This window comes from Stenotrophomonas hibiscicola ATCC 19867 (assembly GCF_000382065.1).
Lineage (GTDB): Bacteria > Pseudomonadota > Gammaproteobacteria > Xanthomonadales > Xanthomonadaceae > Stenotrophomonas > Stenotrophomonas hibiscicola.
This window is the reverse complement of sequence record NZ_KB907500.1, coordinates 185907-209221: the sequence shown is the minus strand read 5'-3', so window position 1 is coordinate 209221 and position 23315 is coordinate 185907. Positions and strand designations below refer to the sequence as shown.

The 23315-nt window shown below is 66.4% G+C and carries 21 protein-coding genes; 12 read left to right on the top strand and 9 right to left on the bottom strand.

Going from position 1 to position 23315, the window contains the following annotated elements; genetic code table 11:
* Window positions 1-23: 23 nt before the first annotated feature.
* The 7 genes from kynU to asnS all read right to left on the bottom strand — a co-directional run bounded on the left by kynU (window position 24) and on the right by asnS (window position 5405).
* Window positions 24-1298, bottom strand: a complete 1275-nt coding sequence (gene kynU, locus G370_RS0109440) for a kynureninase (protein ID WP_019660376.1) — start codon at window positions 1296-1298, stop codon at window positions 24-26.
* 138 nt (window positions 1299-1436) lie between these two features.
* On the bottom strand, window positions 1437-1958 hold the full coding sequence (locus tag G370_RS0109435) for a 3-hydroxyanthranilate 3,4-dioxygenase (RefSeq protein ID WP_026347065.1): 522 nt from the start codon (window positions 1956-1958) through the stop codon (window positions 1437-1439).
* Between the two features lie 19 nt (window positions 1959-1977).
* On the bottom strand, window positions 1978-2640 hold the full coding sequence (gene can / locus G370_RS0109430; RefSeq protein WP_005417406.1) for a carbonate dehydratase: 663 nt from the start codon (window positions 2638-2640) through the stop codon (window positions 1978-1980).
* A gap of 72 nt (window positions 2641-2712) precedes the next feature.
* A complete protein-coding gene (locus G370_RS0109425) occupies window positions 2713-3351 on the bottom strand; it encodes an FMN-binding negative transcriptional regulator (protein ID WP_019660374.1) in 639 nt (212 codons plus the stop codon).
* A gap of 7 nt (window positions 3352-3358) precedes the next feature.
* Window positions 3359-3673: a hypothetical protein gene (locus tag G370_RS0109420; protein ID WP_019660373.1), complete on the bottom strand. Its 315-nt coding sequence runs from the start codon at window positions 3671-3673 to the stop codon at window positions 3359-3361.
* Between the two features lie 7 nt (window positions 3674-3680).
* On the bottom strand, window positions 3681-3980 hold the full coding sequence (locus G370_RS0109415) for a hypothetical protein (protein WP_005417403.1): 300 nt from the start codon (window positions 3978-3980) through the stop codon (window positions 3681-3683).
* Window positions 3981-4010: 30 nt separating this feature from the next.
* Window positions 4011-5405, bottom strand: coding sequence for an asparagine--tRNA ligase (gene asnS / locus G370_RS0109410; RefSeq protein WP_019660372.1), 1395 nt, complete (start codon window positions 5403-5405; stop codon window positions 4011-4013).
* Between the two features lie 128 nt (window positions 5406-5533).
* Here asnS and G370_RS0109405 point away from each other — a divergent pair, with 128 nt between their 5' ends.
* From G370_RS0109405 to rplI, 4 genes are all read left to right on the top strand, one after another.
* Window positions 5534-5872 carry a HesB/IscA family protein gene (locus tag G370_RS0109405; protein ID WP_019660371.1) on the top strand — a complete coding sequence of 113 codons (339 nt, stop codon included), beginning with the start codon at window positions 5534-5536 and terminating at the stop codon, window positions 5870-5872.
* A gap of 221 nt (window positions 5873-6093) precedes the next feature.
* Window positions 6094-6531, top strand: a complete 438-nt coding sequence (rpsF, locus tag G370_RS0109400; protein WP_005410228.1) for a 30S ribosomal protein S6 — start codon at window positions 6094-6096, stop codon at window positions 6529-6531.
* A gap of 11 nt (window positions 6532-6542) precedes the next feature.
* Window positions 6543-6773 (top strand): 30S ribosomal protein S18, encoded by a 231-nt coding sequence (gene rpsR / locus G370_RS0109395; protein ID WP_002804494.1) that lies wholly within the window; start codon window positions 6543-6545, stop codon window positions 6771-6773.
* A 104-nt stretch (window positions 6774-6877) separates the two neighbouring features.
* On the top strand, window positions 6878-7327 hold the full coding sequence (rplI, locus tag G370_RS0109390; RefSeq protein ID WP_005410227.1) for a 50S ribosomal protein L9: 450 nt from the start codon (window positions 6878-6880) through the stop codon (window positions 7325-7327).
* Between the two features lie 110 nt (window positions 7328-7437).
* Here rplI and G370_RS0109385 read toward each other — a convergent pair whose 3' ends face one another.
* Window positions 7438-8046, bottom strand: coding sequence for a DUF1963 domain-containing protein (locus tag G370_RS0109385; RefSeq protein WP_019660370.1), 609 nt, complete (start codon window positions 8044-8046; stop codon window positions 7438-7440).
* A gap of 311 nt (window positions 8047-8357) precedes the next feature.
* Here G370_RS0109385 and smc point away from each other — a divergent pair, with 311 nt between their 5' ends.
* Together smc and zipA are read left to right on the top strand one after the other, a co-directional pair.
* Window positions 8358-11861, top strand: a complete 3504-nt coding sequence (gene smc, locus G370_RS0109380; protein WP_019660369.1) for a chromosome segregation protein SMC — start codon at window positions 8358-8360, stop codon at window positions 11859-11861.
* 46 nt (window positions 11862-11907) lie between these two features.
* The gene (gene zipA, locus G370_RS0109375; protein WP_019660368.1) at window positions 11908-12645 is read left to right on the top strand and encodes a cell division protein ZipA; all 738 of its coding nucleotides are present in this window, start codon (window positions 11908-11910) and stop codon (window positions 12643-12645) included.
* 95 nt (window positions 12646-12740) lie between these two features.
* Here the strand turns inward: zipA and G370_RS0109370 are convergent, their stop codons facing one another.
* Entirely contained in the window at window positions 12741-13865 is a 1125-nt protein-coding gene (locus G370_RS0109370; protein ID WP_019660367.1) for a pyridoxal phosphate-dependent aminotransferase, read from the bottom strand.
* 280 nt (window positions 13866-14145) lie between these two features.
* Here G370_RS0109370 and ligA point away from each other — a divergent pair, with 280 nt between their 5' ends.
* The 6 genes from ligA (at window position 14146) to gyrA (ending at window position 23062) form a co-directional block, all read left to right on the top strand.
* On the top strand, window positions 14146-16617 hold the full coding sequence (ligA, locus tag G370_RS0109365; protein ID WP_195670305.1) for an NAD-dependent DNA ligase LigA: 2472 nt from the start codon (window positions 14146-14148) through the stop codon (window positions 16615-16617).
* Window positions 16618-16664: 47 nt separating this feature from the next.
* Window positions 16665-17150 (top strand): GNAT family N-acetyltransferase, encoded by a 486-nt coding sequence (locus G370_RS0109360; RefSeq protein ID WP_019660365.1) that lies wholly within the window; start codon window positions 16665-16667, stop codon window positions 17148-17150.
* Window positions 17147-18103: an EF-P lysine aminoacylase EpmA gene (gene epmA / locus G370_RS0109355; RefSeq protein WP_019660364.1), complete on the top strand. Its 957-nt coding sequence runs from the start codon at window positions 17147-17149 to the stop codon at window positions 18101-18103. Before G370_RS0109360 ends, epmA begins: the two co-directional genes overlap by 4 nt.
* Before the next feature lie 142 nt (window positions 18104-18245).
* Window positions 18246-18974 (top strand): DUF3011 domain-containing protein, encoded by a 729-nt coding sequence (locus tag G370_RS0109350; RefSeq protein WP_019660363.1) that lies wholly within the window; start codon window positions 18246-18248, stop codon window positions 18972-18974.
* A 47-nt stretch (window positions 18975-19021) separates the two neighbouring features.
* Window positions 19022-20086 (top strand): S-methyl-5-thioribose-1-phosphate isomerase, encoded by a 1065-nt coding sequence (gene mtnA, locus G370_RS0109345; protein ID WP_019660362.1) that lies wholly within the window; start codon window positions 19022-19024, stop codon window positions 20084-20086.
* Between the two features lie 261 nt (window positions 20087-20347).
* Window positions 20348-23062 carry a DNA gyrase subunit A gene (gene gyrA, locus G370_RS0109340; RefSeq protein WP_019660361.1) on the top strand — a complete coding sequence of 905 codons (2715 nt, stop codon included), beginning with the start codon at window positions 20348-20350 and terminating at the stop codon, window positions 23060-23062.
* Window positions 23063-23315: the final 253 nt, after the last annotated feature.

Below are 23315 nucleotides of genomic sequence, written 5' to 3'. Positions count from 1 at the left end.
CCAGCAGTAGGGGAGGGGACGGCTCAGAGGCCGGCCCAGGCTTCCACTTCCTCGACGAAGTGGTGCACGTCTAGGTAACGGTTGTAGAGCGGGGTGGGCGAGATGCGGATCACGTCGGGCTCGCGCCAGTCGCCGAGCACGCCGATGCTGCGCAGGTGCTCGAACAGGGCGCGCCCGCGCTCGCGGCCGCCGATCACGCGCAGCGACAACTGGCAGCCGCGGCGCTGCGGGTCTGCCGGGGTGATGATCTCCAGCACCTGCGGCAGGCGTGCGCGCACCAGTGCTTCGAGCATGCCGGTCAGCGCCAGCGATTTGCTGCGCAGCGCGTCCATGCCGGCTCGCTCGAACAGGTCCAGCGAGGCGCGCAACGGTGCCAGCCCCAGAATGGGCGGATTGCTCAGCTGCCATCCTTCGGCACCGATGGCCGGGGTGAACTGCGGTGCCATCTGGAAACGGGTGGCTTCCTCATGGCCCCACCAGCCAGCGAATCGGGGCAGGGTGGTGTCGCGATGGTGGCGCTCGTGCACGAAGGCGCCGGCAACCGCGCCCGGGCCGCTGTTGAGGTATTTGTAATGGCACCACACCGCAAAGTCCGGCGCCACGTCATGCAGGCGCAGCGGCAGGTTGCCCACCGAATGCGCCAGGTCGAAGCCGATGCGCGCCCCCTGCAGGCGTGCGGCGCGGGTGATTGCATCGAGGTCGAAGGCCTGGCCGGTGCGGTACTGCACGCCGGGCCACAGCACCAGCGCCAGGCGCGGGCCGTGCTCGGCGATGGCGCGTTCGATCGCGGTCAGCGAGATCGTGCCGTTGGCTTCGTCCGGCTGCACTTCCACCAGGCACTGGGCCGGGTCGAAGCCATGGAAGCGGATCTGTGCTTCGACCGCGTGGCGGTCGGTCGGGAATGCGCCGGCTTCCATCAGGATCACCGGGCGCTGCGTGGTCGGCCGGTAGAAGCTGACCATCATCAGATGCAGGTTCACGCTCAACGTGTTCATCGCCACCACTTCGCTGGGCAGCGCACCGACCACGCGGGCCAGCTGCGCGCTCACCAGGCGGTGGTAGGACAGCCACTGGGTAGGGCCGGTGAAGTGGCCTTCCACCGCCAGCTCGCCCCACTGCTTCATCACTTCCTGCACCGCGGCCTGAGCGCCACGCGGCTGCAGGCCCAGCGAGTTGCCGACGAAGTAGGTCTGCTCGCCGCCGCCATGGCGCGGAATCAGGAATTCGTTACGCATCGGACGCAGCGGATCGGCGGCGTCCAGGGCAATGGCGTGGGTGCGGCTGAGCAGGTCGGACATGGTCGGGCAACAGGCTGCAACGGGACCGCCAGTGTAGCGCTTGGCGGCGTGCCTGCCGCCGAACCTGTAGAGCGGAGCCCATGCTCGGCTGCCGGGCCACGAAGCCGAGCATGGGCTCGGTTCTACAGGGGCAGGTGCTCAGCCCGCCGCCGGCACCGGCAGCGGATCCACGTGCCCGCACTGGCTGCAGGTGCGCAGTTCCAGGCTGGCGTGGTAGCGCGCGAACACCTTGGGCAGGTCGGTCTCGATGTTCTGCAGCGCGAAGAACTCTTCGTGCAGCTTGTGGTTGCAGCGTTCGCAGTGCCAGATCACCCCGTCCTTCTCGTGCGGCAGGCGCTTGCGCTCGACCACCAGGCCGATGCCCCCGGGCGGGCGGCGCGGCGAGTGCGGCACCTTCGCCGGCAGCAGGAAGACCTCGCCGGCGCGGATCGGGATGTCACGTACCGCACCGTCCTCCTGCACCTTCAGCACCATCTCGCCCTCGAGCTGGTAGAACCACTCCGGGCCTTCGTCGTAGTGATAGTCGGTGCGCGAATTCGGCCCGCCGACCACCATCACGATGAAATCGCCGTTGTCGATCATCTTGTTGCCCACCGGCGGCTTCAGCAGGTGGCGGTTCTCTTCGATCCAGGCGTGCAGGTTGATCGGCGAAGCGAGCATGGTGGTCATCCGTGGGGGATCAGTCGCGACGGCCCTTGCGCGGCACGAAGGATAGTGCCTTCTCATATGCCGGCTGCAGCTCTTCCAGCGAGCCTACGTCGATGCCCATTTCACGCACGCGACCGTCCTTCAGGCTGTACACCCAGCCATGCACCATCAGCTTCTGGCCGCGGGCCCAGGCGTCCAGCACGATGGTCGAGCGACAGAGGTTGGCGACCTGCTCGATCACGTTCAGCTCGCACAGGCGGGCGTGCTTGAGTTCATCGTCTTCGATCGCATCGAGGATGCCCTGGTGCTTCTGAACGACGTCGCCGACGTGGCGCAGCCAGTTGTCGGCCAGGCCGACGCGGGTATTGTGCAGGCAGGCGTGCACGCCGCCGCAGCCGTAATGGCCGACGATCAGAATGTGCTTGACCTTCAGCTGGTCCACCGCGTACTGCACCACGCTCAGGCAGTTCAGGTCGGTGTGGGCGACCACGTTGGCAACGTTGCGGTGCACGAACACTTCGCCGGGTGCCATGCCGATGATCTGGTTGGCCGGAACTCGTGAATCGGAGCAGCCGATCCACAGGTACTCGGGATGCTGCTGCTTGGCCAGCTGGTGGAAGAAGTCCGGGTCTTCCTTCTCGATGCGGTCGGCCCAGTCGCGGTTGTTCTGCAGCAGCTTGTGGATGTCTTTCATGTTCGGATGCCTGGCGTCGGGTGGGGGCGCGCCGCAGCCATCCGGCTGCGTCGTCGCGGGAATCGGGGGCGTTCAGCCGCTGCGGGTGGCCTGTTCGCGGTGCCAGCGCATCCACTGCGCCAACTCGGTGGAGGAAGGGGTGCCCAGCTGTTCCAGTTCGGCGATCACGGCACGCTGGTTCGCATCGGGGTGGTTCTGGCTCAGCTTCAGCTTCAGCTGCACGTGTTCAACCTTGAAGCGGAAGCCGACGATGGCGCGCAGCTCCGGGCCGTGTTCGGCGCGCGCGGCATCGAAGCGCCAGGCCTGGCCGACGCTGGCTTCGAAATGGTCGCTGATCGCGCCGACCAGTTCGGCCAGCGCATCGGTGTCGTCGAAGGTGTGCAGCTGGCCGCGCAGCTCGGCGGCCGCATAGTTCCAGGTCGGCACCCGCGCGGCGGGCTCCTTGTCCGGATACCAGCTGGCCGAGACGTAGCCGTGCGGGCCATCGACCAGTACCTTGGCCGCACCGCTGTGGCGCGACTGCGGGTTGGCGCGGGCCCAGTGCCCGCGCAGCTCGATGCGCTCGCCCTCGCGCCGGTACAACACCGGCATCCGCGTCAGCTCCGGCAGGCCATCGCTGCCCGGGGTGAGCACGCTGACGAACGGATCGCGCGCCAGCAGGCGGTCCAGCCAGTGCAGGTCGGTCTCGGCGAAGGCGCGCGGGGTGAACATGCCAGGGTCAGGCGCGCCCGCCCAGCGACTGGATCATGCGGCCACGCAGGCCCTCGTCGCTGTCGGCCTGCGGCGGCTGCACTTCGTGCAGGCTGAAGCCGCGCACCAGCGCGTCCTCCTCGTCCAGGCCGTCATACTCGACGAATTCGGCGTCGAACAGCTGCGAACGGGCGGTGTCTTCACTGTCATAGCTCAGCGTGTTGCCGTCGCTGTCGAGCACTTCGGCGGTGCCGGCAGGGCGCACCCGCAGGCGTGCCCAGATCAGGGTGTTGCCGAGGCTGGCCAGCCACCAGCTGTCGCGCGAAGTGGTGATGTCATTCATGGATGTGTTACCAGAGCGAGGCCAGCCAGAGCAGGGCAGCCATGCCCAGTCCGGCCAGCAGGGTCAGCAGCGATACCCAGGCCGGCGTCGCCAGCCCGGACAATGATCGGTCCGGCTGCTGGCGATAGTCGCGGCGCAGCAGCCAGGCCAGGGCATCGGGCTTGAGGAAGGCGCCGCTGCCGAAGCGCTCGGCGAGCGCCGGATGGCGGTCGCGCACGTGCACCAGGGTCAGCGGCCAGAAGATCACGAAGGCACTGAACCCGGCCACTGCAACGCCAACGAAACAGAGGGCGAAGAACAGGGTCATGGGGGCAGCACCTCCGTGGTCGTTTGGGGCTTAGAAGTCCGCGCTGCCCGGGGCGCGCGGGTAGGGGATCGCATCGCGGATGTTGGACAGCCCGCAGACGTACACCACCAGGCGCTCGAAGCCCAGGCCGAAGCCGGCGTGCGGCACCGAACCATAGCGGCGGAAATCGCGGTACCAGCTGTAGTGCTCGCGATCCAGGCCGAACTGGGCCATGCGCGCATCCAGCACGTCCAGGCGCTCTTCGCGCTGGCTGCCGCCGATGATCTCGCCGATGCCCGGGGCCAGCACGTCCATCGCGGCAACGGTCTTGCCGTCGTCGTTCAGGCGCATGTAGAAGGCCTTGATGTGCTCCGGGTAGTTGGTCACCACCACCGGGCGGCCGACGTGTTCCTCGGTCAGCCAGCGCTCGTGCTCGGTCTGCAGGTCCAGGCCCCATTCCACCGGGAAGTCGAACTTCCTGCCGGACTTCTGCAGCAGGCTGACCGCATCGGTGTAGTCGATGCGCTCGAACGGTGCGTTGATGAAATCTTCCAGCTTGGTGATCGCGTTCTTGTCCACGCGCTCGGCGATGAAGGCCAGGTCGTCGCTGCGCTCGTTCAGCACCGCGCGGAACAGGTACTTCAGGAACTCTTCGGCCAGGCGTGCGTCTTCGGCCAGGTCGGCGAAGGCGATTTCCGGCTCGATCATCCAGAACTCCGCCAGGTGGCGGGTGGTGTGGCTGTTTTCGGCGCGGAAGGTCGGGCCGAAGGTGTAGACCTTGCTCAGCGCCAGGCAGTAGGCCTCGACGTTCAGCTGGCCGGACACGGTCAGGAAGGTTTCCTTGCCGAAGAAGTCGCGGCTGAAATCGATCGCGCCCTTCTCGTCTCGCGGCAGGTTCACCATGTCCAGGGTGGACACGCGGAACATCTGGCCGGCGCCTTCGGCGTCGGAGGTGGTGATGATCGGGGTGCTGATCCAGTTGAAGCCGTTCTCGTGGAAGAAACGGTGAACAGCTTGGGCCAGGCAGTTGCGGATGCGGGTGACCGCCCCGAACAGGTTGGTGCGCGGGCGCAGGTGGGCCACTTCGCGCAGGAACTCCGGCGACATCGGCTTGGGCTGGATCGGATAGGTGAGCGGGTCTTCGACCCAGCCGACCACTTCAAGCGTGCTGGCCTGGATCTCGAACGACTGGCCCTTGCCCTGCGACTTCACCAGGGTACCGGTGGCGATGACCGAGCAGCCGCTGGTCAGGCGCTTGATCTCGTCGAAGTTGCCCAGGGTGTCGTTGGCCACGATCTGGATCGGGGCAAAGCAGGAGCCGTCGCTCACATTCACGAAGGCCAGATTCGCTGAACCGCGCACCGTGCGCACCCATCCGCGTACCGTGACTTCGCCGCCTTCCGGGATCTTCCCGGCAAGCGCATGTTCAACGCTGACCACCGTCATGACTTGAATCCTCTGCTGATCGACTCGATCTGTGAACACGGGAGTTTACCGGTTGCAGCGTTCTGCTTGCGAGGCATTTTTCGCAGCCACAGCTCCTTATAATGTCCCCGTACCTCTGGAGTAGCCCCATGGCCGTCAGCCTGACCCCCGTTGCCTTCGAGCGCGTGCAGCGCTTTGTCGCCCAGACCCCCGGCGCGCTGGGCCTGCGTTTCGGCGTGACCAGGACCGGCTGCTCCGGCTGGGGCCACATCACCGACCTGGCCCGCGATGAGCGCGAGGGCGATACCGTGTTCGAGCAGGACGGCGTGAAGATCTATGTTGACGCCAAGAGCCTGGCGCTGGTGGACGGCACCGTGATCGACTTCGGCAAGCACGGCCTGAGCGAGACCTTCACGTTCAGCAACCCGAACGCCACCGCCGAGTGTGGCTGCGGCGAGAGCTTCACCACTGACGCCGACAAGGCCTGACGGCCGGCCGGGGCCTGATCGTTCTGGTAGCGCCCAACCCGGGTTGGCTGGGCGCTCGCCCCCGGTTCAGGGTGTCAGGTGGCCCACCGGTTGCCCGGCCACCCCATCTGCGCCATAATGCGCGGCTTCCTGCCACCCTGGCGGGAACCCTTGCCCCACCGCGGTCTCAACGGCGGGGGGCTGTCCGGCCGCAAGGCCACATCCGAAAGGTAGAAAAAAACATGAGTCGTCATTACGAAATCGTGTTCATGGTCCACCCGGACCAGAGCGAGCAGGTCCCGGCCATGATCGAGCGCTACAAGTCGCTGGTCGAGAACGGCAACGGCACCATCCACCGTCTGGAAGACTGGGGCCGCCGCCAGCTGGCGTACCCGATCCAGAACCTGGTGAAGGCCCACTACGTGCTGATGAACATCGAAGCCGACCAGGCCGTTCTGAACGAACTGACCGAGAGCTTCCGCTTCAACGACGCCGTGCTGCGCAACCTGGTCATCAAGCGTGACGAGGCTGACACCGAGCAGTCGCTGATCATGAAGAGCAAGGACGAGAAGGGTGACAAGCCGGAGCGCGGTGAGCGCCGTCGTCGTGACGACGAAGAAGGCGAGTCCAACAACACCGCTGACAACGAAGCCGGCGACGACGCCGCTTCCGCCGCCTAAGGAGCCTTCCCATGTCCAAGTTCTTCCGTCGCCGCAAGTTCTGCAAGTTCACTGCTGAAGGTGTGAAGGAGATCGACTACAAGGATCTCAACACCCTGCGCCAGTACCTGACCGAGAACGGCAAGATCGTGCCGAGCCGCGTCACCGGTACCAAGTCGAAGTACCAGCGCCAGCTGGCGACCGCCGTCAAGCGCGCTCGCTTCCTGGCCCTGATCCCGTACACCGACAACCACGACGTCTGATGCAGGCGGGGCGGCCCGACGCCGCCCCCGCTGTGCCAGCTATTCGGACAGCCTTTGTTGCGGGGCGTTGCCTCGCTAACGAATAACTTATCTGGAGCAATACCATGCAGTTGATCCTCCTGCAGAAAGTCACCAACCTTGGCAACCTGGGCGACCTGGTTGATGTGAAGCCGGGCTACGGCCGTAACTTCCTCGTGCCGCAGGGCAAGGCCGTGCCGGCCACCGAGAGCAACAAGGCCGAGTTCGAAGCCAAGCGCGCCGAATACGAAGCCAAGGCCCAGGCCATCCACGCCGACGCTGAAGGCCGCAAGGCCAAGCTGGAAGGCGCGAGCGTGACCATCGCCGCCAACGCTTCGACCGAAGGCAAGCTGTACGGCTCGGTTGGCCCGCGCGACATCGCCGAGGCCTTCACCGCCGCCGGTCTGCCGCTGGAAAAGAGCGAAGTCATCCTGGGCGAAGGCGCCTTCCGCAACATCGGCGAATACGACGTGCTGGTCCACCTGCACGCCGACGTCGAGACCACCGTCAAGGTCGTCGTCGTCGCCGAAGCCTGATCCCACGCCGCAAGGCCTGGCATCACCGCAGAACGGGCGCCCGCAAGGGTGCCCGTTTTGTTTTGTGGGAACGTTGGACATGTGGAGTCGAGCCATGCTCGACTGGCTGCTCAGGTCGTCTGGATGACGAATCGACCGCAATCCATCGAAGGTGAGGAAATGTTGCGATCAAGCAACAGATAGCCCATTCCGCCGACCAGGATTCCTCGATGCGTCGGTGCAGCCCGGTTCAATCGGGAACCGTTGATCTGGAGGATGAATTCCCGTCCATCAGTGCAATCGTCCTGAAGCCAAGCGGGAATTCCGCCAATCTTGGCGATTCCGTTCTCGGCGTCATCCGGGATGGAGGCCGTGGCAGTGGTGATCAGGCGCGGATCAAAAGGGGGCGCTGCGCTGTCTGGGCCGGATTCGTGGGGTGCGTAAGCGATGACACGTCCGCCAGTCAGTAGAGCGGTTTCGATGTAGGCATCGTCAAGAACGTCATAAGGCGTGAAGATCGACACGCAGAGATCAGCTCTGATTTCGATCTTCTGGGCATGCGTTTGAACGAAGGGTGCAGGCAGGCTCGCAAGATGAAGCATCGGCTTCCCCTTTGCGTCGCAAGGCCAGGGAGTATCGGGAGGCAGGTATGGATTGCCTCCAAGAAAGGCTCGATCCCGGACTTGGCCAAGGTGCTCAAACTTCAGCTCCTGGTAGGCAGGCTGGCTAGGGCTGTTCATAGGTCCATGCTGCAGCCTGGAGACGTGGCTGGCTAGGCTGATCCTTGAAATGTACTTTAAAATCAAATATTTGGTTTCGGATGGAGGGGGCTTCACGGTCCTGAGGCGACATTCAAACGTGAAAGGGAGTGCGTGTCTGGGCATTCTCGGCCGGTCATCCCGCCCGTGGAACATTCGCGCCGTTATACTCATTCCATTGTGTCACCCTTGGCTTCATTGAATTCTTTTGAAATCAATGGCTTGAGGTGCTGGCTGACCTGACATCCACAATACGGACGCCCTCTGGGCGCCTGTTGGAACCCAATCACGCCATGCGTCTTTCCACGATCAAGCTGTCCGGCTTCAAGTCGTTCGTCGATCCGACCACCCTGCACCTGCCGACCAACATGACCGGCGTGGTGGGGCCCAATGGCTGCGGCAAGTCGAACATCATCGACGCCGTGCGCTGGGTCATGGGTGAGAGTTCGGCCAGCCGCCTGCGCGGCGACTCGCTGACCGACGTGATCTTCTCCGGGTCCAATGCCCGCAAGCCGGTGTCACAGGCCACCGTCGAGCTGATCTTCGACAACTCCGACCACACGATCTCGGGCGAGTACGCCTCGTTCAACGAAATCTCGGTCAAGCGCACGGTCAGCCGCGACGGCACCAGCAACTACTACCTCAACGGCACCAAGTGCCGTCGCCGCGACATCACCGATCTGTTCCTCGGCACCGGCCTGGGGCCGCGCAGCTACTCGATCATCGAGCAGGGCATGATCAGCCAGATCATCGAGGCACGCCCGGAAGACCTGCGCGTGTACCTGGAAGAGGCGGCCGGCATCTCCAAGTACAAGGAGCGCCGCAAGGAGACCGAGACCCGCATCCGCCACACCCGCGAGAACCTGGACCGGCTGGGCGACCTGCGCGACGAGATCAGCAAGCAGCTGGAGCACCTCAAGCGCCAGGCCAAGCAGGCCGAGCAGTACCAGGCCCTGCAGGAAGAGCGCCGGGTCAAGGACGCCGAGTGGAAGGCGCTGGAATTCCGCGGCCTCGACGGACGCCTGTCCAAGCTGCGCGAAGGATTGTCGCAGGAAGAAACGCGGCTGCAGCAGCTGATCGCCGACCAGCGTGATGCCGAAGCCCGCATCGAAACCTCGCGCGCGCGGCGCGAAGAGGCTGCCGACGCGCTCAACACCGCGCAGGCGGCGGTCTACCAGGTCGGCAGTACGCTGGCGCGCCTGGAACAGCAGATCCAGCACCAGCGCGAGTTGTCGCAGCGCCTGCACAAGGCACGCGATGAAACCCAGCAGGCCCTGGCCGAACTGGGGCAGCACATCAGCGGTGATGAGGCCAGGCTGAGGGTGCTGCGTGAGGCGGTGGAGGCCGCCACTCCGCAGCTGGAAGCACTGCAGGAAGAAAACGAGATCAAGCAGGAAAGCCTGCGCGAGGCCGAAGAGCGGCTGGCCAGCTGGCAGCAGCGCTGGGAACAGCACACCTCGCAGAGTTCGGAAGCCTCACGCGCCGGCGATGTCGAGCGCACGCGCGTGGACTATCTGGACAAGCAGATCCTCGATGCCGACCGGCGTCGTGAGGCCCTGGCCGCCGAGCGCGCCGGGCTGGATGTGGATGCGCTGGAAGAGGCCTTCGAGCAGCTGCACCTGCAACACGACACGCAGAAGGCTGCGCTGGATGAGCTGAGCGAAGACGTCGAGCTGCGCAAGCAGGGCGTGGCGGCGGTGCAGGAACAGCAGCGCAATGGCCAGAACGAACTGGCCGAACTGCGCAAGCAGGCCAACGGCCTGCGTGGCCGCCTGGCCTCGCTGGAGGCCCTGCAGCAGGCCGCGCTGGGCCAGGAGCAGGGCGCGGCAGTCGCGTGGCTGAAGGCGCGGGGGCTGGATTCTGCGGCGCGTGTCGGCGAGCGCCTCGACGTGGATGCCGGCTGGGAAAACGCGGTGGAAAGCGCGCTCGGCCACTTGATCGAAGGTGTGCTGGTCGATGACCCGGCCAGCCTGGTCGATGCCCTGGGTGAGCTCGGCGATGGTCACCTTGCGCTGGTCGCCAACGGCGATGACGAGCTGAAGGTCGCCCCGACCTCGCTGGCCGCGCGCGTGCGTGGTCCGGTGGCGATCCGTCGCCTGCTGGCACACCTGCATGCTGCCAAGGACCTTTCCGAAGCGAAGGCGTTGCAGGGCAGCCTGCCGGAAGGTGATTCGGTCATCACCCAGGGTGGCGAGCGCCTGGGCCAGGGCTGGCTGCGCGTATCGCGCTCCGGCGCGGCCCAGCAGGGTGCGCTGCTGCGCGAACGCGAGATCCAGGAGCTTCGCGAGCAGATCGAACAGCTGCAGGACCGCGAGGCCGAGCTGGAAGAACAGCTGGCCGGTTTCCGTGAGCAGCTGCACGCTGCCGAACAGCAGCGTGAAGACGCGCAGCGCGCGCTGTACCAGGCCCATCGTGCGGTCTCCGAACTGGCCGGCCAGTTGCAGGGCCAGCAGGGCAAGGTGGAGGCGGCGCGCACGCGCATCGACCGCATCGAAGGCGAGCTGAAGCAACTGCAGGAAACCATTGAAGCCAACAACGAGCAGGCGCGTGAAGCACGCTCGCGGTTGGAGAGTGCGGTCAGCAGCATGGGCGACCTGGAGTCGACCCGGCAGCGGCTGGAGGGCGAACGCCGCCAGCTGACCGAAGCCCGCGACCTGGCCCGCGATGCCGCCCGCGCGGTACGCGAGCGCGCGCATTCGTTGGCCCTGACTTTGGAATCGCAGCGGGCGCAGCTGGCCTCGTTGAGCCAGGCGCTGGAACGCATGGGCACCCAACGTGGACAGTTGGATTCGCGGCTGGGCGAACTGCATTCGCAGCTGGACGAAGGTGATTCGCCGATCGAAGCACTGCAGGCCGAGCACCAGAATGCGCTGGAAGAGCGTGTGCGCGCCGATCGCGTGCTGACCGAGGCGCGAACGCTGCTGGACGGCATCGACGCTGAGCTGCGCAATTACGAGCAGACCCGCCACCAGCGCGACGAGCAGGCGTTGGTCCAGCGCGAGCGCATTTCGCAGCGCAAGCTCGACCAGCAGGCGCTGGTGCTCAGTGCCGACACCCTGCAAGCGGCGGTGGAAAAGGCCGGCTTCGTGCTGCAGGACGTGCTCAACGCACTGCCCGAGGATGCCCGCCTGGGCGACTGGGAGCAGGCGGTCCACCAGATCGATGCTCGCATGCGCCGGCTGGAGCCGGTCAATCTGGCGGCCATCCACGAGTATGGCGAGGCGTCGCAGCGCTCGGACTACCTGGATTCGCAGCACGCCGACCTGACCACAGCGCTGGAAACCCTCGAAGATGCCATCCGCAAGATCGACCGCGAGACCCGCGGCCGCTTCAAGGACACTTTCGACCGCGTCAACGCCGGCGTGCAGGCGCTGTACCCGCGCCTGTTCGGTGGCGGCCACGCCTACCTGGAATTGACCGGTGAAGACCTGCTCGACACCGGCGTGACCATCATGGCGCGCCCGCCGGGCAAGCGCGTGTCCAGCATCTCGCTGCTGTCCGGCGGTGAGAAAGCGATGACCGCGGTGGCGCTGGTGTTCGCCATCTTCCAGCTGAATCCGGCGCCGTTCTGCCTGTTGGATGAGGTGGACGCACCGCTGGACGAAGCCAACGTCGGCCGCCTGGCCAACATGGTCAAGGAAATGAGCGAGAAGGTGCAGTTCCTGTTCGTCAGCCACAACAAGGCGACGATGGAGGCCGCGCACCAGCTGTCCGGCGTGACCATGCGTGAGCCAGGCGTCAGCCGCCTGGTCAGCGTGGACCTGGAAGAGGCCGCGCGATTGGCGGGCGCGGCCTGACGTGCCATCCTAGTTACCTGAATGAACTAGCCGGAGAACCTATCGAATGTCCGACACGGCACTGTTGCGCATCGGCATCCTGGCCGCCGGCCTGCTGTTGATCGCCGCGATCTTCCTGTTTGGCCGTCCGAAGAAAAAGCCCCAGGGGCGCCGCGTGGAAAGCGCGGAGCCCACCAGTGGCGAGCGCCGTGAGCCGGTGCTGGGCGACGACGGCGTCGCCGTGGCCGAGGGTCGCGTCGAACCGGGCATGGGCACGGAGGGCGAGCAGGCCGAACTCGGCCTGACCGATACCGACCCGGGCGCCAGCGACCTCGGCAAGCGCGCCACCCAGGATTTCGACAAGATCGTCTCGCTGTTCGTGGCCGCCCGGGCCGGCGAGCAGCTGCGTGGCGAGGACATCGTGGTGGCCGCAGAGAAGACCGGCCTGGTGTTCGGCCACATGAACGTGTTCCACCGCCTGGTGGAAGGCCACCCCGAACGCGGGCCGATCTTCTCGATGGCCAGCATCATGAAGCCGGGCAGCTTCGACATGGCCAACATCCGCGCCATGGAAACCCCGGCCATCGCATTCTTCCTGACGCTGCCGGCGCCGCTGACCGCGCTGGACGCCTGGGAGAAGATGCTGCCGACCGTGCAGCGCATGGCCGAGCTGCTCGATGGCGTGGTGCTGGATGACAGCCGCAACGCCCTGGGGCGCCAGCGCATCGCGCACATCCGTGACGAGCTGCGCGCCTACGACCGCCAGCACCAGGCACCGCCGCTGACCAAGACCCCGCGCTGGTGAGCGCCATGGTGTGCCGACCAACGGTCGGCACCCACAACAGTAGATGCACGCCATGCGTGGATGGGGCGAACCAAGGTTCGCCCCCACCAACAGGGTCAGGCCGGTACGCCGGCCACCTTGGCGAACGCACGGCGGAATGCGGCCATCTCCTCTTCGGTGCCGACCGTTACGCGCACGCGCTGCGGCCAGATCGGCCAGCTGCGCCCGATCACCACGCCGTTCTCCGCCATTGCCTTGGCGAACGCGCTGCCATCGCGCTGCACGTCGACTATGAAGCAATTCGCCTCCGAGGGTACGCAGCTGAACCCGCGCTTGCCGAGCCAGGCGATGGTGGCCTGCCGCACCGTGGCGTTCTGCAGGCGCCGCTGGGGGATCAGCTGCGGGTCGCGCAGGCTGGCCAGTGCCGCCGCCAGCGCCGGAACCGGCAGCGGGTTGTCGCCCAGGCTGGCCAGTTCGCGCAGACGGTCGGGATGTGCGGCCGCCACGCCCAGGCGCAGGCCGGCCATGCCGTACAGCTTGGAAAACGTGCGCAGCACGATCAGGTCATCGCGCTGCGTCACCTGGGTGATCAGGCTGGGCTGATCGCTGTACTGCAGGTAGGCCTCGTCGACCAGCACGCGGGTCGATGCGGGCTTGTGGACCAGCAGCCAGGCAAGCTCATCTGGCGGGCTGATCGACCCAGTCGGATTGTTCGGGTTGCACACATACAGCAGCCCGGTCGGGCGCGCGTGCGCGGCAGCGACCATCGCACGCAGGTCATGCGCACCGTCCTCGCGCAGCGGCACTTTCTGCACATGCGCACCGTGGGCGGCGGCGACCTCGCCGAGCGTCTCGAAGGTCGGGTCGGCGACTACAAGTCCCGCCTGCGGCCCGGTCCACAGCACGGCGGCACGGTTCAGCGGTTCGCTGGAACCCGGATAGAGGCGCACGTGATCAGCCGGGATGCGCGCCTGCTCGATGAAGGCATCGCGCACTTGGCCTGCCAGCGCGAAGCGGTAGCGACCGCATCCGGCGATGCTGTCGCGTGCTGCCTGCTGGGCTGCAGGCGAGGGGCCGTAGGGACATTCGTTGAAATTCAGCAGCACCGCACCTTCGGCGGGGGCGGGAGCGGCGGCTGTCGCCGGTTGGGTATGGCCAAGCTGCGGCAGCCCGCTGCCAGCGACGGCGAGGCCAGCACCGGCCAGTTGCAGGAAGCGTCGACGGGAAGCAGGCAGGGTCACGGGCACGATTCCGAAGGGCAGACCGTCGCACGCTAGCGCTGGTTGCGGTGGGCGGCAAGCCCGCTTTTTGTAGTGCCGAGCTACGCTCGGCTGCAGGTGTGCCAACCAAGGTTGGCACCTGCCGGGGCGGGGAGAAGGTCGGCACCTGCCGGGAGGGGAGAAGGTTGGCCACCAGGGCAGGGGAGCGGCCGTCGAGCATGGCGCGACGCTGCGAAGGCAGGGCGTTACAGGGCCTGACGGCCGGGCGCGGTAGAATCCCCGGCCATCCCAGAACCACCGGATCCCGATGAGTCCCAGCCCCGCCGAACGCGCCGACGACCTCCGCCGGCAGATCGCCCAGGCCAACCGCGCCTACCATGAGCTGGACGCGCCGGAGATCCCCGACGTCGATTACGACCGGTTGGTGCGCGAACTGGAAGCACTGGAGCGCGTACATCCTGAACTGGCCCGCGCCGACAGCCCGACCCAGCAGGTCGGTGCGCGTCCTTCCGGCCGCTTCGCCGAGGTGCGCCATGCTGTGCCGATGCTGTCGCTGTCCAATGCGTTCAGCGACGAGGAGGTGGCTGATTTCGTGCGCCGCATTGACGAGCGGCTGGGGCGTCGCAGCCTGCGGTTTTCGGCCGAGCCGAAGATGGACGGGCTGGCGATCAGCCTGCGCTACGAGGACGGTCATTTCGTGCTCGGCGCGACCCGTGGCGATGGCACGACCGGCGAGGACGTGACGGCCAATCTGCGCGAGATCGGCGACATTCCCAAGCGCCTGCACGGCAAGGACTGGCCGGATGTGCTGGAGGTGCGCGGCGAGGTGTACATGGCCCGCGCCGACTTCGAGGCCTACAACGAGCGTGCGCGCCTGCACGGTGGCAAGGTGCTGGCCAATCCGCGCAACGCGGCGGCCGGTTCGCTGCGCCAGCTCGACCCGAAGATCAGTGCGCAGCGCAGGTTGAGCTTCTTTGCCTACGGTACCGGTGAAGTGCAGGGCGGCGAGCTGCCCGATACCCATTCGGGCACCCTGGCCCAGCTCGGCGCCTGGGGCTTCCCGGTCAGCGAGCTGTGCAAGGTGGTGGAGGGCACTGATGGCCTGCTCGGCTACTACCGCGATATCGGTGAGCGCCGTGATCGCCTGCCGTTCGACATCGACGGCGTGGTCTACAAGCTGGATGACCGCGCCGGCCAGCAGGCCATGGGCTTCGTTTCGCGTGCGCCGCGCTGGGCCATCGCGCACAAGTTCCCGGCGCAGGAACAGAGCACGACGGTAGAGGCCATCGAGATCCAGATCGGCCGCACCGGTGCCGCAACACCGGTCGCGCGACTGGCACCGGTGGCCGTGGCCGGCGTGATCGTGTCCAACGCCACCCTGCACAACGCCGACCAGATCGCACGCCTGGATGTGCGCGTGGGCGACAGCGTGATCGTGCGCCGTGCCGGCGACGTGATCCCGGAAGTGGTCAGCGTCATCCTTGATCGCCGCCCACAGGGCACTATGCCGTGGCAGATGCCGACGCGCTGCCCGGTGTGCGGCTCGGAGATCGTGCGCGAGGAAGGGGCAGCAGCATGGCGCTGCTCGGGCGAACTGTCCTGCCCGGCGCAGCGCAAGGAAGCCATTGCCCATTTCGCCTCGCGTCGCGCGATGGACATCGATGGCCTGGGCGACAAGTACATCGAAACCCTGGTCGACGCCGGCATCGTCAGGAGCGTGGCCGACCTGTACCGGCTCAGTCGTGACCAGCTGCTGCACCTGAAGCTGGTGCTGGATGCGGAAGACCCGTCCGCACTGGCCGCTGCGCTGAAACCGCATCTGCCCGCCGAGGGCAGTGGCGCGGTACTCAACGCCGTGCTGAAGCTGGACGGCAGCGATCCGGGCTGGCGCGCGAAGGCGCTGGCACAGCCCGCCAGCTTCGAATGGAACACGAAGAAGATCGCCACCAAGTGGGCCGACAACCTGATCGCAGCAATCGACGCCAGTCGTGCCGCCACGCTGGAACGCCTGCTGTTCGCGCTCGGCATCGAACACGTTGGCGAGAGCACCGCCAAGGCCCTGGCGCAGTGGTTCGGCGACCTGGAACTGATCCGCCATCTGCCGTGGCCGCTGTTCAAGCGCGTGCCGGACATCGGTGGCGAAGTGGCGCGCTCGCTCGGTCACTTCTTCGAACAGCAGGGCAACCAGCAGGCCATCGATGACCTGCTGCAGGTCGGCCAGGTGCGCATCAGCGATGTACATGCCCCCAGTGCCAAGCTGCGCGAGGGACTGGACCTGGCGCAGCTGCTGGTCGAATCTGAGATCCCCGGCATCACCCGTCTGCGCGCCGAAAAACTGGTGGCAGCGCTCCCGGGGGCACAGGCGGTGCTCGATGCCGAGCATGGCCAGTTCGTCAATGCCGGCTTGCCCGATGACACCGCGCGCGGACTGGGGGAGTGGCTCGATGCCGATGGCCATGGCGTGATGTTGCTGGCGGCCGAGAAGGCGATGCAGCAGATCCTGGCCAAGGCGCCGGCGCTGGCCGAGATCGTGGCGGGCCCGCTGGACGGGCAGACCGTTGTGCTCACTGGCACCCTGGCCCAGCTCACCCGCGATGTCGCCAAGGAGCGCCTGGAGGCGCTGGGCGCCAAGGTTTCCGGCAGCGTGTCGAAGAAAACCAGCTTCGTGGTCGCCGGCACCGAGGCCGGCTCCAAGCTGGACAAGGCGCAGTCGCTGGGCGTGCCGGTGTGGGACGAGGAACGCCTGCTGGCCTACCTTGCCGAACACGAATGACGATCCCGCCGGGTGCCGCGCCTGGCATGCAGCACAAAGGAACACCGATGCAGACCGCCCCACTGGATTTCCGCCTGGCCACCCGTGCCGACGAGGAATTGTTGATCACCTTGATGCGCGAGTTCTACGCCGAAGACAGGATCGACTTCGATGACGCGCGCGTGCGTCGCGGCGTGGACGCGCTGCTGGCCGATCCGCGCAATGGCGAAGTGCTGTTGTGGCTGGACGAGGCGGGCGAGGTGGTCGGCTACGCGGTGATCGCGATGGGCTTCAGCCTGGAGCAGGGCGGCCACTTCATGCTGCTGGACGAGCTGTACCTGAGCCATCGGGCGCGCGGTCGTGGCCGCGGCAAGCAGGCGCTGGCCATCTGCGAACAGCGCGCTCGCGGTCGTGGCGTCAGCCGCCTGCGCCTGGAAGTGAACCACCACAACGAACTGGCACGGCGCCTGTACCTGGCCAGCGGCTACATCGACGATACGCGCGATCTGCTGACCCTGCCGCTCGACCATCCGCGCCCGGAGGGCATCCTGTGAGCGAGGCCCTGCTGCGCGCGCTGCAGCAGCGCGCCGCGCTCAATGCGCTGGTGCGCCGCTTCTTTGCAGAGCGCGATGTGCTCGAGGTGGAGACGCCGATCCTGTCGGTCGCGGGCAACACCGAGCCGAACATCGACAGCTTCCATACCGACTTCACCGGCCATGTCGATGCCGGCGGACGCCGCCGCTGGCTGCGCACCTCGCCGGAGTATCCGCTCAAGCGCCTGCTCGCTGCCGGCGTGGGCGACTGTTATGAACTGGGCCGGGTGTTCCGCAATGGCGAGGCCGGCGGCCGCCACAACCCGGAGTTCACCATGCTGGAGTGGTACCGGGTCGGCTGGGACCACCACCGGCTGGTGCAGGAAACCGCCGAGCTGGTAGGCCAGGCGTTGGCCCTGGTCGGGCGCCATGCGACGCTGCATGTGCTCAGTTACCGGGAGCTGTTCCAGCAGTACGTGGGCGTGGATCCGTTCGAGGCCGATGAGGCCGCGCTGCGTGCCGCGTTGGGCGAGGTGCACATTGACCCGGTCGGGCTGACCCGCGATGACTGGCTGGATCTGCTGATGACCCACCGTATCCAGCCGCGCTTCGATGGCGATGTCATGACCGTGGTCCACGACTGGCCGGCCAGCCAGGCAGCATTGGCCCGCATCCGCCCGGGCACGCCCCCGCTCGCCGAACGTTTCGAGCTGTACCTGGGCGCGGTGGAACTGGCCAACGGCTACCACGAACTGAACGACGCCGACGAGCAGCGCGCGCGCTTCCAGCGCGATCTGCAGCGCCGCCACGAGCGCGGCCAGGTGCTACCGGCCGTGGACGAGGCGCTGCTGTTGGCGCTGCCGTCGATGCCCGCCTGCGCCGGGGTGGCGGTGGGTGTCGACCGCCTGTTGATGGCGATGAACCGCACGCCGCGTATCGCCGATGTGCTGGCCTACGACTTCGCCCACGCGTGAGCGCGGTGCGCACGTTCCTGAACATCGAAGACTGAACGGAATTCCGCGTTTCTGCGCTTGCTTCGGTAAGCGGGATGATGCTCTTATCACGGCAGATGCCGGACACTGGCACGCAGTTCATCCATTCCTGCTGGGGAAGGCTTTGGTCAAGTGGTTTGCGGTTGTCGCTGCACCGGTGTACTCCATCGCGCTCTGGGGTGCCTGGCTGCCGTCATCGGCGTCGGCCCAGCAGGCGGGCTATGACGGCGAAGTGGTGACCTGCGAATCGCGCGACATGGGCTGGGTGCATTGCGATATCGACGTCAGCAATGGCATCGACCTTGTGCGCCAGCTGTCCAGCAACAGCTGCATCCGTGGCAGCGAGTGGGGCACCGACCGCAGTGGCGTGTGGGTCACCCTGGGCTGCCGGGCCGAGTTCCGTGCGCGTCGAGCGCAAGGTGCAGCGCCTGCGGCAACGGAAGGCAAGCGCCTGGTGCGCCGTGTGGTGCGCTGCGAATCCAATGGCCGTCCGCAGAGTTGCCCGGTACGCCTGGATGGCGCGCCGGTGCGCCTGCTTCGCCAGTTGTCGGTGCTGCCGTGCCGCGAAGGCCAGGGATGGGGCTACAAGCGCAATGAAGTCTGGACCAGCCGTGGCTGCCAGGGCGATTTCGAGGTGGCCGACGAGGAGGGCCGCTTCGTCGATGTGCCGCGCCGCCTGACCTGCGAATCGAAGTCGAAGAAGCGCCGCTTCTGCGGCGCCAGCATCTCGGTGGGTGCTGTGGTCTCCGAGCAGCTGTCCAGCACGCCCTGCGAGGAAGGCAGCACCTGGGGCTGGAACCGCAACGGGATCTGGGTGGACGGCGGCTGCCGCGCCGAATTCTCGGTGAATTGAGCCGGGGCAGGCTCCAACCACGCGGGGCGTGGCCCTACAATGGGCCCATGAACACTGCCTCCGACATCGACTACGCCCGTTACGACCACATCCGCCCGATCCTGTGGACCGGCGATGCCTTGCAACTGCTGGACCAGCGCAAGCTGCCGTTCGTGGTCGAGCACGTGGTCTGCCATGACAGTGACGAGGTTGCCAGCGCCATCCACACGCTGACCGTGCGTGGCGCGCCGGCGATCGGTATTGCCGCCGCGTGGGGCGTGGTGCTGGCGGCACGCGAGGTGCAGGCCGCCGATGGCGCGCATGCGCTGCAGCAGCTGGAGCCAGCCCTGCAGCGCCTCAATGCGTCGCGCCCGACGGCGGTCAACCTGGCCTGGGCGCTGGCGCGCATGCGCCGTTGCCTGAACGCCGCCGGCGCAGACTGGAAGGCGTTGCTGGAGGCGGAAGCGCAGGCGATTGCCGATGAAGACCTGGCCGCCAACCGCCACATGGGGGCGCTGGGTGCTGGCCTGATCGAGGCCGGCAGCGGCGTGCTGACCCATTGCAATACCGGCTCGCTGGCCACCGCAGGCTTCGGCACGGCGCTGGGCGTGATCCGCGCTGGCATGGCCCAGCACCGCATCGCCCGCGTGTTTGCCGGCGAGACCCGGCCCTGGCTGCAGGGCGCCCGCCTGACCGTGTGGGAACTGCAGCAGGATGGCATCGACGCTACCCTGATCGCCGATTCGGCTGCCTCGCACCTGATGAAGACCGGCGCCGTGCAGTGGGTGATCGTCGGTGCAGACCGCATCTGCGCCAATGGCGATACCGCCAACAAGATCGGCACCTACCAGCTGGCCATCGCGGCCCGCCATCATGGCGTGAAGTTCATGGTCGTAGCGCCGTCCTCGACGGTGGACATGGACACCGTGGACGGCAGCCAGATCGAGATCGAGCAGCGCGATCCGGGCGAGCTGTACGGCGTGGGCGGTACCCGCACCGTGGCCGAGGGCATCGCCGCCTGGAACCCGGTGTTCGACGTCACCCCGGGCGAGCTGATCGATGCCATCGTGACTGAGCGCGGGGTGATCCTGAACCCGACCCCCGACAACATGCGCGCCGCCTTCGGCGGCTGAGGCGGGCAGGGTCGCGGATGTCTGTAGAGCCGAGCCCACGCTCGGCTCAGCCAGCGAATCCGCCGCAGCCGAGCATGGGCTCGGCTCTACAGGGGCGGTATGGGGCCCTAAGTTCCTGATTTGTGCCGGTAAAATCCCCGTAAAGGGAGGCGGAAAACGGCCTGTTGTGGTAGTATCCACAGGTTGAATCGAGGTTCCGGCACGACCCCCTCCCGCAGAGGGCTGCGCCGGACTGGACCGCTACCAGACAACGGAACCCGAATGGCAGAAACCGCCAAGGAAATCATCCAGGTCAACCTGGAAGACGAGATGCGCAAGAGCTACCTCGATTACGCCATGAGCGTGATCGTGGGCCGCGCGCTCCCGGATGCGCGCGACGGCCTCAAGCCGGTGCATCGCCGCGTGCTGTTCGCGATGAACGAGTTGAACGCGCACAGCAACAAGCCCTACTTCAAGTCGGCACGTATCGTCGGTGACGTCATCGGTAAGTACCACCCGCATGGCGATCAGTCGGTGTACGACACGCTGGTGCGCCTGGCACAGCCGTTCTCGCTGCGCTACATGCTGGTCGATGGCCAGGGTAACTTCGGCTCCATCGACGGCGACTCCGCCGCAGCGATGCGATACACCGAAGCGCGCATGTCGCGCCTCGCGCATGAGCTGATGGCCGACATCGACAAGGAAACCGTCGATTTCCAGCCCAACTACGACGAAAAGGAACTGGAGCCGACGGTCATGCCGACCCGGTTCCCGAACCTGCTGGTCAATGGTTCGGCCGGTATCGCGGTGGGCATGGCGACCAACATCCCGCCGCACAATCTGAGCGAATCGATCAACGCCTGCATCGCGCTGATCGACAACCCGGACATCGATGTCGACGGCCTGATGGAATACATCCCGGGCCCGGATTTCCCGACTGCCGGCATCATCAACGGCACTGCCGGCATCGTCGCCGGCTACCGCACCGGCCGTGGCCGCGTGCGCATCCGCGCCAAGGCCGATATCGAAGTGGCCGACAACGGCCGCGAATCGATCATCGTCACCGAAATTCCTTACCAGGTGAACAAGGCGCGTCTGATCGAGAAGATCGCCGAGCTGGTCAAGGAAAAGAAGATCGAAGGCATCAGCGAGCTGCGCGATGAGTCCGACAAGGACGGCATGCGCATCTACATCGAGATCAAGCGCGGCGAATCTGCCGAGGTTGTGCTGAACAACCTGTACCAGCAGACGCAGATGGAATCGGTGTTCGGCATCAACATGGTGGCGCTGGTCGACGGCCGCCCGCAGTTGATGAATCTGAAGCAGATGCTGGAGGCGTTCGTCCGCCACCGTCGCGAAGTGGTCACCCGCCGCACCGTGTTCGAGCTGCGCAAGGCGCGCGCCCGTGCCCATGTGCTGGAAGGCCTGACCGTCGCGCTGGCCAACATCGACGAGATGATCGAACTGATCAAGACCTCGCCGAACCCGAATGAAGCCCGCGAGCGCATGCTGGCACGCGTGTGGGAGCCGGGCCTGGTCGGTGCGATGCTGGGTGCCGCCGGTGCCGAAGCATCGCGTCCTGAAGACCTGCCCAAGGGCGTCGGCCTGGTCGAGGGCGGCTACCAGCTGACCGAGATCCAGGCCACCCAGATCCTGGAAATGCGCCTGCACCGCCTGACCGGGCTGGAGCAGGACCGCCTGACCGACGAGTACAAGCAGCTGCTGGAAGTGATCGCCGGGCTGATCCACATCCTGGAAGATCCCGATCGCCTGCTGCAGGTCATCCGCGAGGAGCTGGTCAACGTCAAGGCCGAGTTCGGCGACGAACGTCGCACCGAAATCCGCCACAGCGAAGAAGACCTGGACATCCTGGACCTGATCGCGCCGGAAGACGTGGTGGTCACCGTGTCCCACGCCGGCTACGTGAAGCGCCAGCCGGTCAGCGTGTACCGCGCGCAGCGCCGCGGCGGCCGTGGTCGCAGTGCGGCGGCGACCAAGGAAGAGGATTTCATCGAACAGCTGTGGCTGGTCAACACGCACGATACGCTGCTGACCTTCACCAGTTCGGGCAAGGTGTTCTGGCTGCCGGTCTACCAGCTGCCGGAAGCGGGTTCCAACGCCCGTGGCCGTCCGATCATCAACTGGATTCCGCTGGAACCGGGCGAACGCGTGCAGGCCGTGCTGCCGGTGCGCGAGTACGCCGATGGCCAGTTCGTGTTCTTTGCCACGAAGAACGGTACGGTCAAGAAGACCCCGCTGGGCGAGTTCGCCTTCCGCCTGGCCCGCGGCAAGATCGCGATCAATCTCGATGAGGGCGATGCCCTGGTCGGCGTCGGCCTGACCGACGGCCAGCGCGACATCCTGCTGTTCGCCTCCAATGGCAAGACCGTGCGCTTCGGCGAGGACAAAGTCCGCTCGATGGGCCGTACCGCAACCGGCGTGCGTGGCATCAAGATGCCGGCCGGCGAGGAAGTGGTCAGCCTGATCGTGGCCGAAAGTGCCGGTGGCATCGAGGACGAGAACGAGGACGACAACGGTGTCGAGGAAGCCACCGCCAATGGCGATGCGGTGATCGATAGTGCCGATGACGCCAGCGTGCAGTACATCCTGACCGCTACCGAGAACGGCTACGGCAAGCGCACCCCGCTGCCGGACTACCCGCGCAAGGGCCGTGGCACCCAGGGCGTGATCGGCATCCAGACCACCGAGCGCAACGGCAAGTTGGTTGCTGCGGTGCTGATGGGCTCGAATGACGAAGTCCTGCTGATCTCCGATGGCGGCACCCTGGTGCGTACGCGTGGCTCGGAAATCAGCCGCGTCGGCCGCAACACCCAGGGCGTCACCCTGATCCGTCTGTCCAAGGATGAGAAGCTGCAGGCGGTGGAGCGCTTGGATGCCTCGATCGATGAGGACGAGGACGAGGTGGCGGTCGCCACCCCCGCCACGACCGACGGCGCACCGGCTGCGGCCAGCAGCGAGGACGCCGCGCAGGAATGACCCTGCCGCTGTGAGAGGTACCCGACGACGCCGGCCCTGTGCCGGCGTCGTCATTTCTGCGGATCTTCCAGTCGTGGTGGATTCTCCGATCGCTGCGGACCCTCCGATCGCTGCGGTAGAGTCGACTGTCAGTCGACTGCTCTGCGCAGGGCGATGAAAAGCCCGCGCTGCGCGCGATAGTCGACTACCAGTCGACTCTACCCAGCCGACAATCACCCAGCCGACAATCACCCAGCCGACAATCACCCAGCCG

Bases quoted from the DNA above. Each gene is read 5' to 3' on its own strand.
- G370_RS0109425 (WP_019660374.1), bottom strand. From the start codon at position 3,351: ATGTTCACCCCGCGCGCCTTCGCCGAGACCGACCTGCACTGGCTGGAC.
- kynU (WP_019660376.1), bottom strand. From the start codon at position 1,298: ATGTCCGACCTGCTCAGCCGCACCCACGCCATTGCCCTGGACGCCGCC.
- G370_RS0109415 (WP_005417403.1), bottom strand. From the start codon at position 3,980: ATGACCCTGTTCTTCGCCCTCTGTTTCGTTGGCGTTGCAGTGGCCGGG.
- rplI (WP_005410227.1), top strand. From the start codon at position 6,878: ATGCAGTTGATCCTCCTGCAGAAAGTCACCAACCTTGGCAACCTGGGC.
- G370_RS0109385 (WP_019660370.1), bottom strand. From the start codon at position 8,046: ATGAACAGCCCTAGCCAGCCTGCCTACCAGGAGCTGAAGTTTGAGCAC.
- asnS (WP_019660372.1), bottom strand. From the start codon at position 5,405: ATGACGGTGGTCAGCGTTGAACATGCGCTTGCCGGGAAGATCCCGGAA.
- smc (WP_019660369.1), top strand. From the start codon at position 8,358: ATGCGTCTTTCCACGATCAAGCTGTCCGGCTTCAAGTCGTTCGTCGAT.
- can (WP_005417406.1), bottom strand. From the start codon at position 2,640: ATGAAAGACATCCACAAGCTGCTGCAGAACAACCGCGACTGGGCCGAC.
- rpsR (WP_002804494.1), top strand. From the start codon at position 6,543: ATGTCCAAGTTCTTCCGTCGCCGCAAGTTCTGCAAGTTCACTGCTGAA.
- gyrA (WP_019660361.1), top strand. From the start codon at position 20,348: ATGGCAGAAACCGCCAAGGAAATCATCCAGGTCAACCTGGAAGACGAG.
- G370_RS0109420 (WP_019660373.1), bottom strand. From the start codon at position 3,673: ATGAATGACATCACCACTTCGCGCGACAGCTGGTGGCTGGCCAGCCTC.
- G370_RS0109360 (WP_019660365.1), top strand. From the start codon at position 16,665: ATGCAGACCGCCCCACTGGATTTCCGCCTGGCCACCCGTGCCGACGAG.
- G370_RS0109405 (WP_019660371.1), top strand. From the start codon at position 5,534: ATGGCCGTCAGCCTGACCCCCGTTGCCTTCGAGCGCGTGCAGCGCTTT.
- rpsF (WP_005410228.1), top strand. From the start codon at position 6,094: ATGAGTCGTCATTACGAAATCGTGTTCATGGTCCACCCGGACCAGAGC.
- G370_RS0109435 (WP_026347065.1), bottom strand. From the start codon at position 1,958: ATGCTCGCTTCGCCGATCAACCTGCACGCCTGGATCGAAGAGAACCGC.
- zipA (WP_019660368.1), top strand. From the start codon at position 11,908: ATGTCCGACACGGCACTGTTGCGCATCGGCATCCTGGCCGCCGGCCTG.
- mtnA (WP_019660362.1), top strand. From the start codon at position 19,022: ATGAACACTGCCTCCGACATCGACTACGCCCGTTACGACCACATCCGC.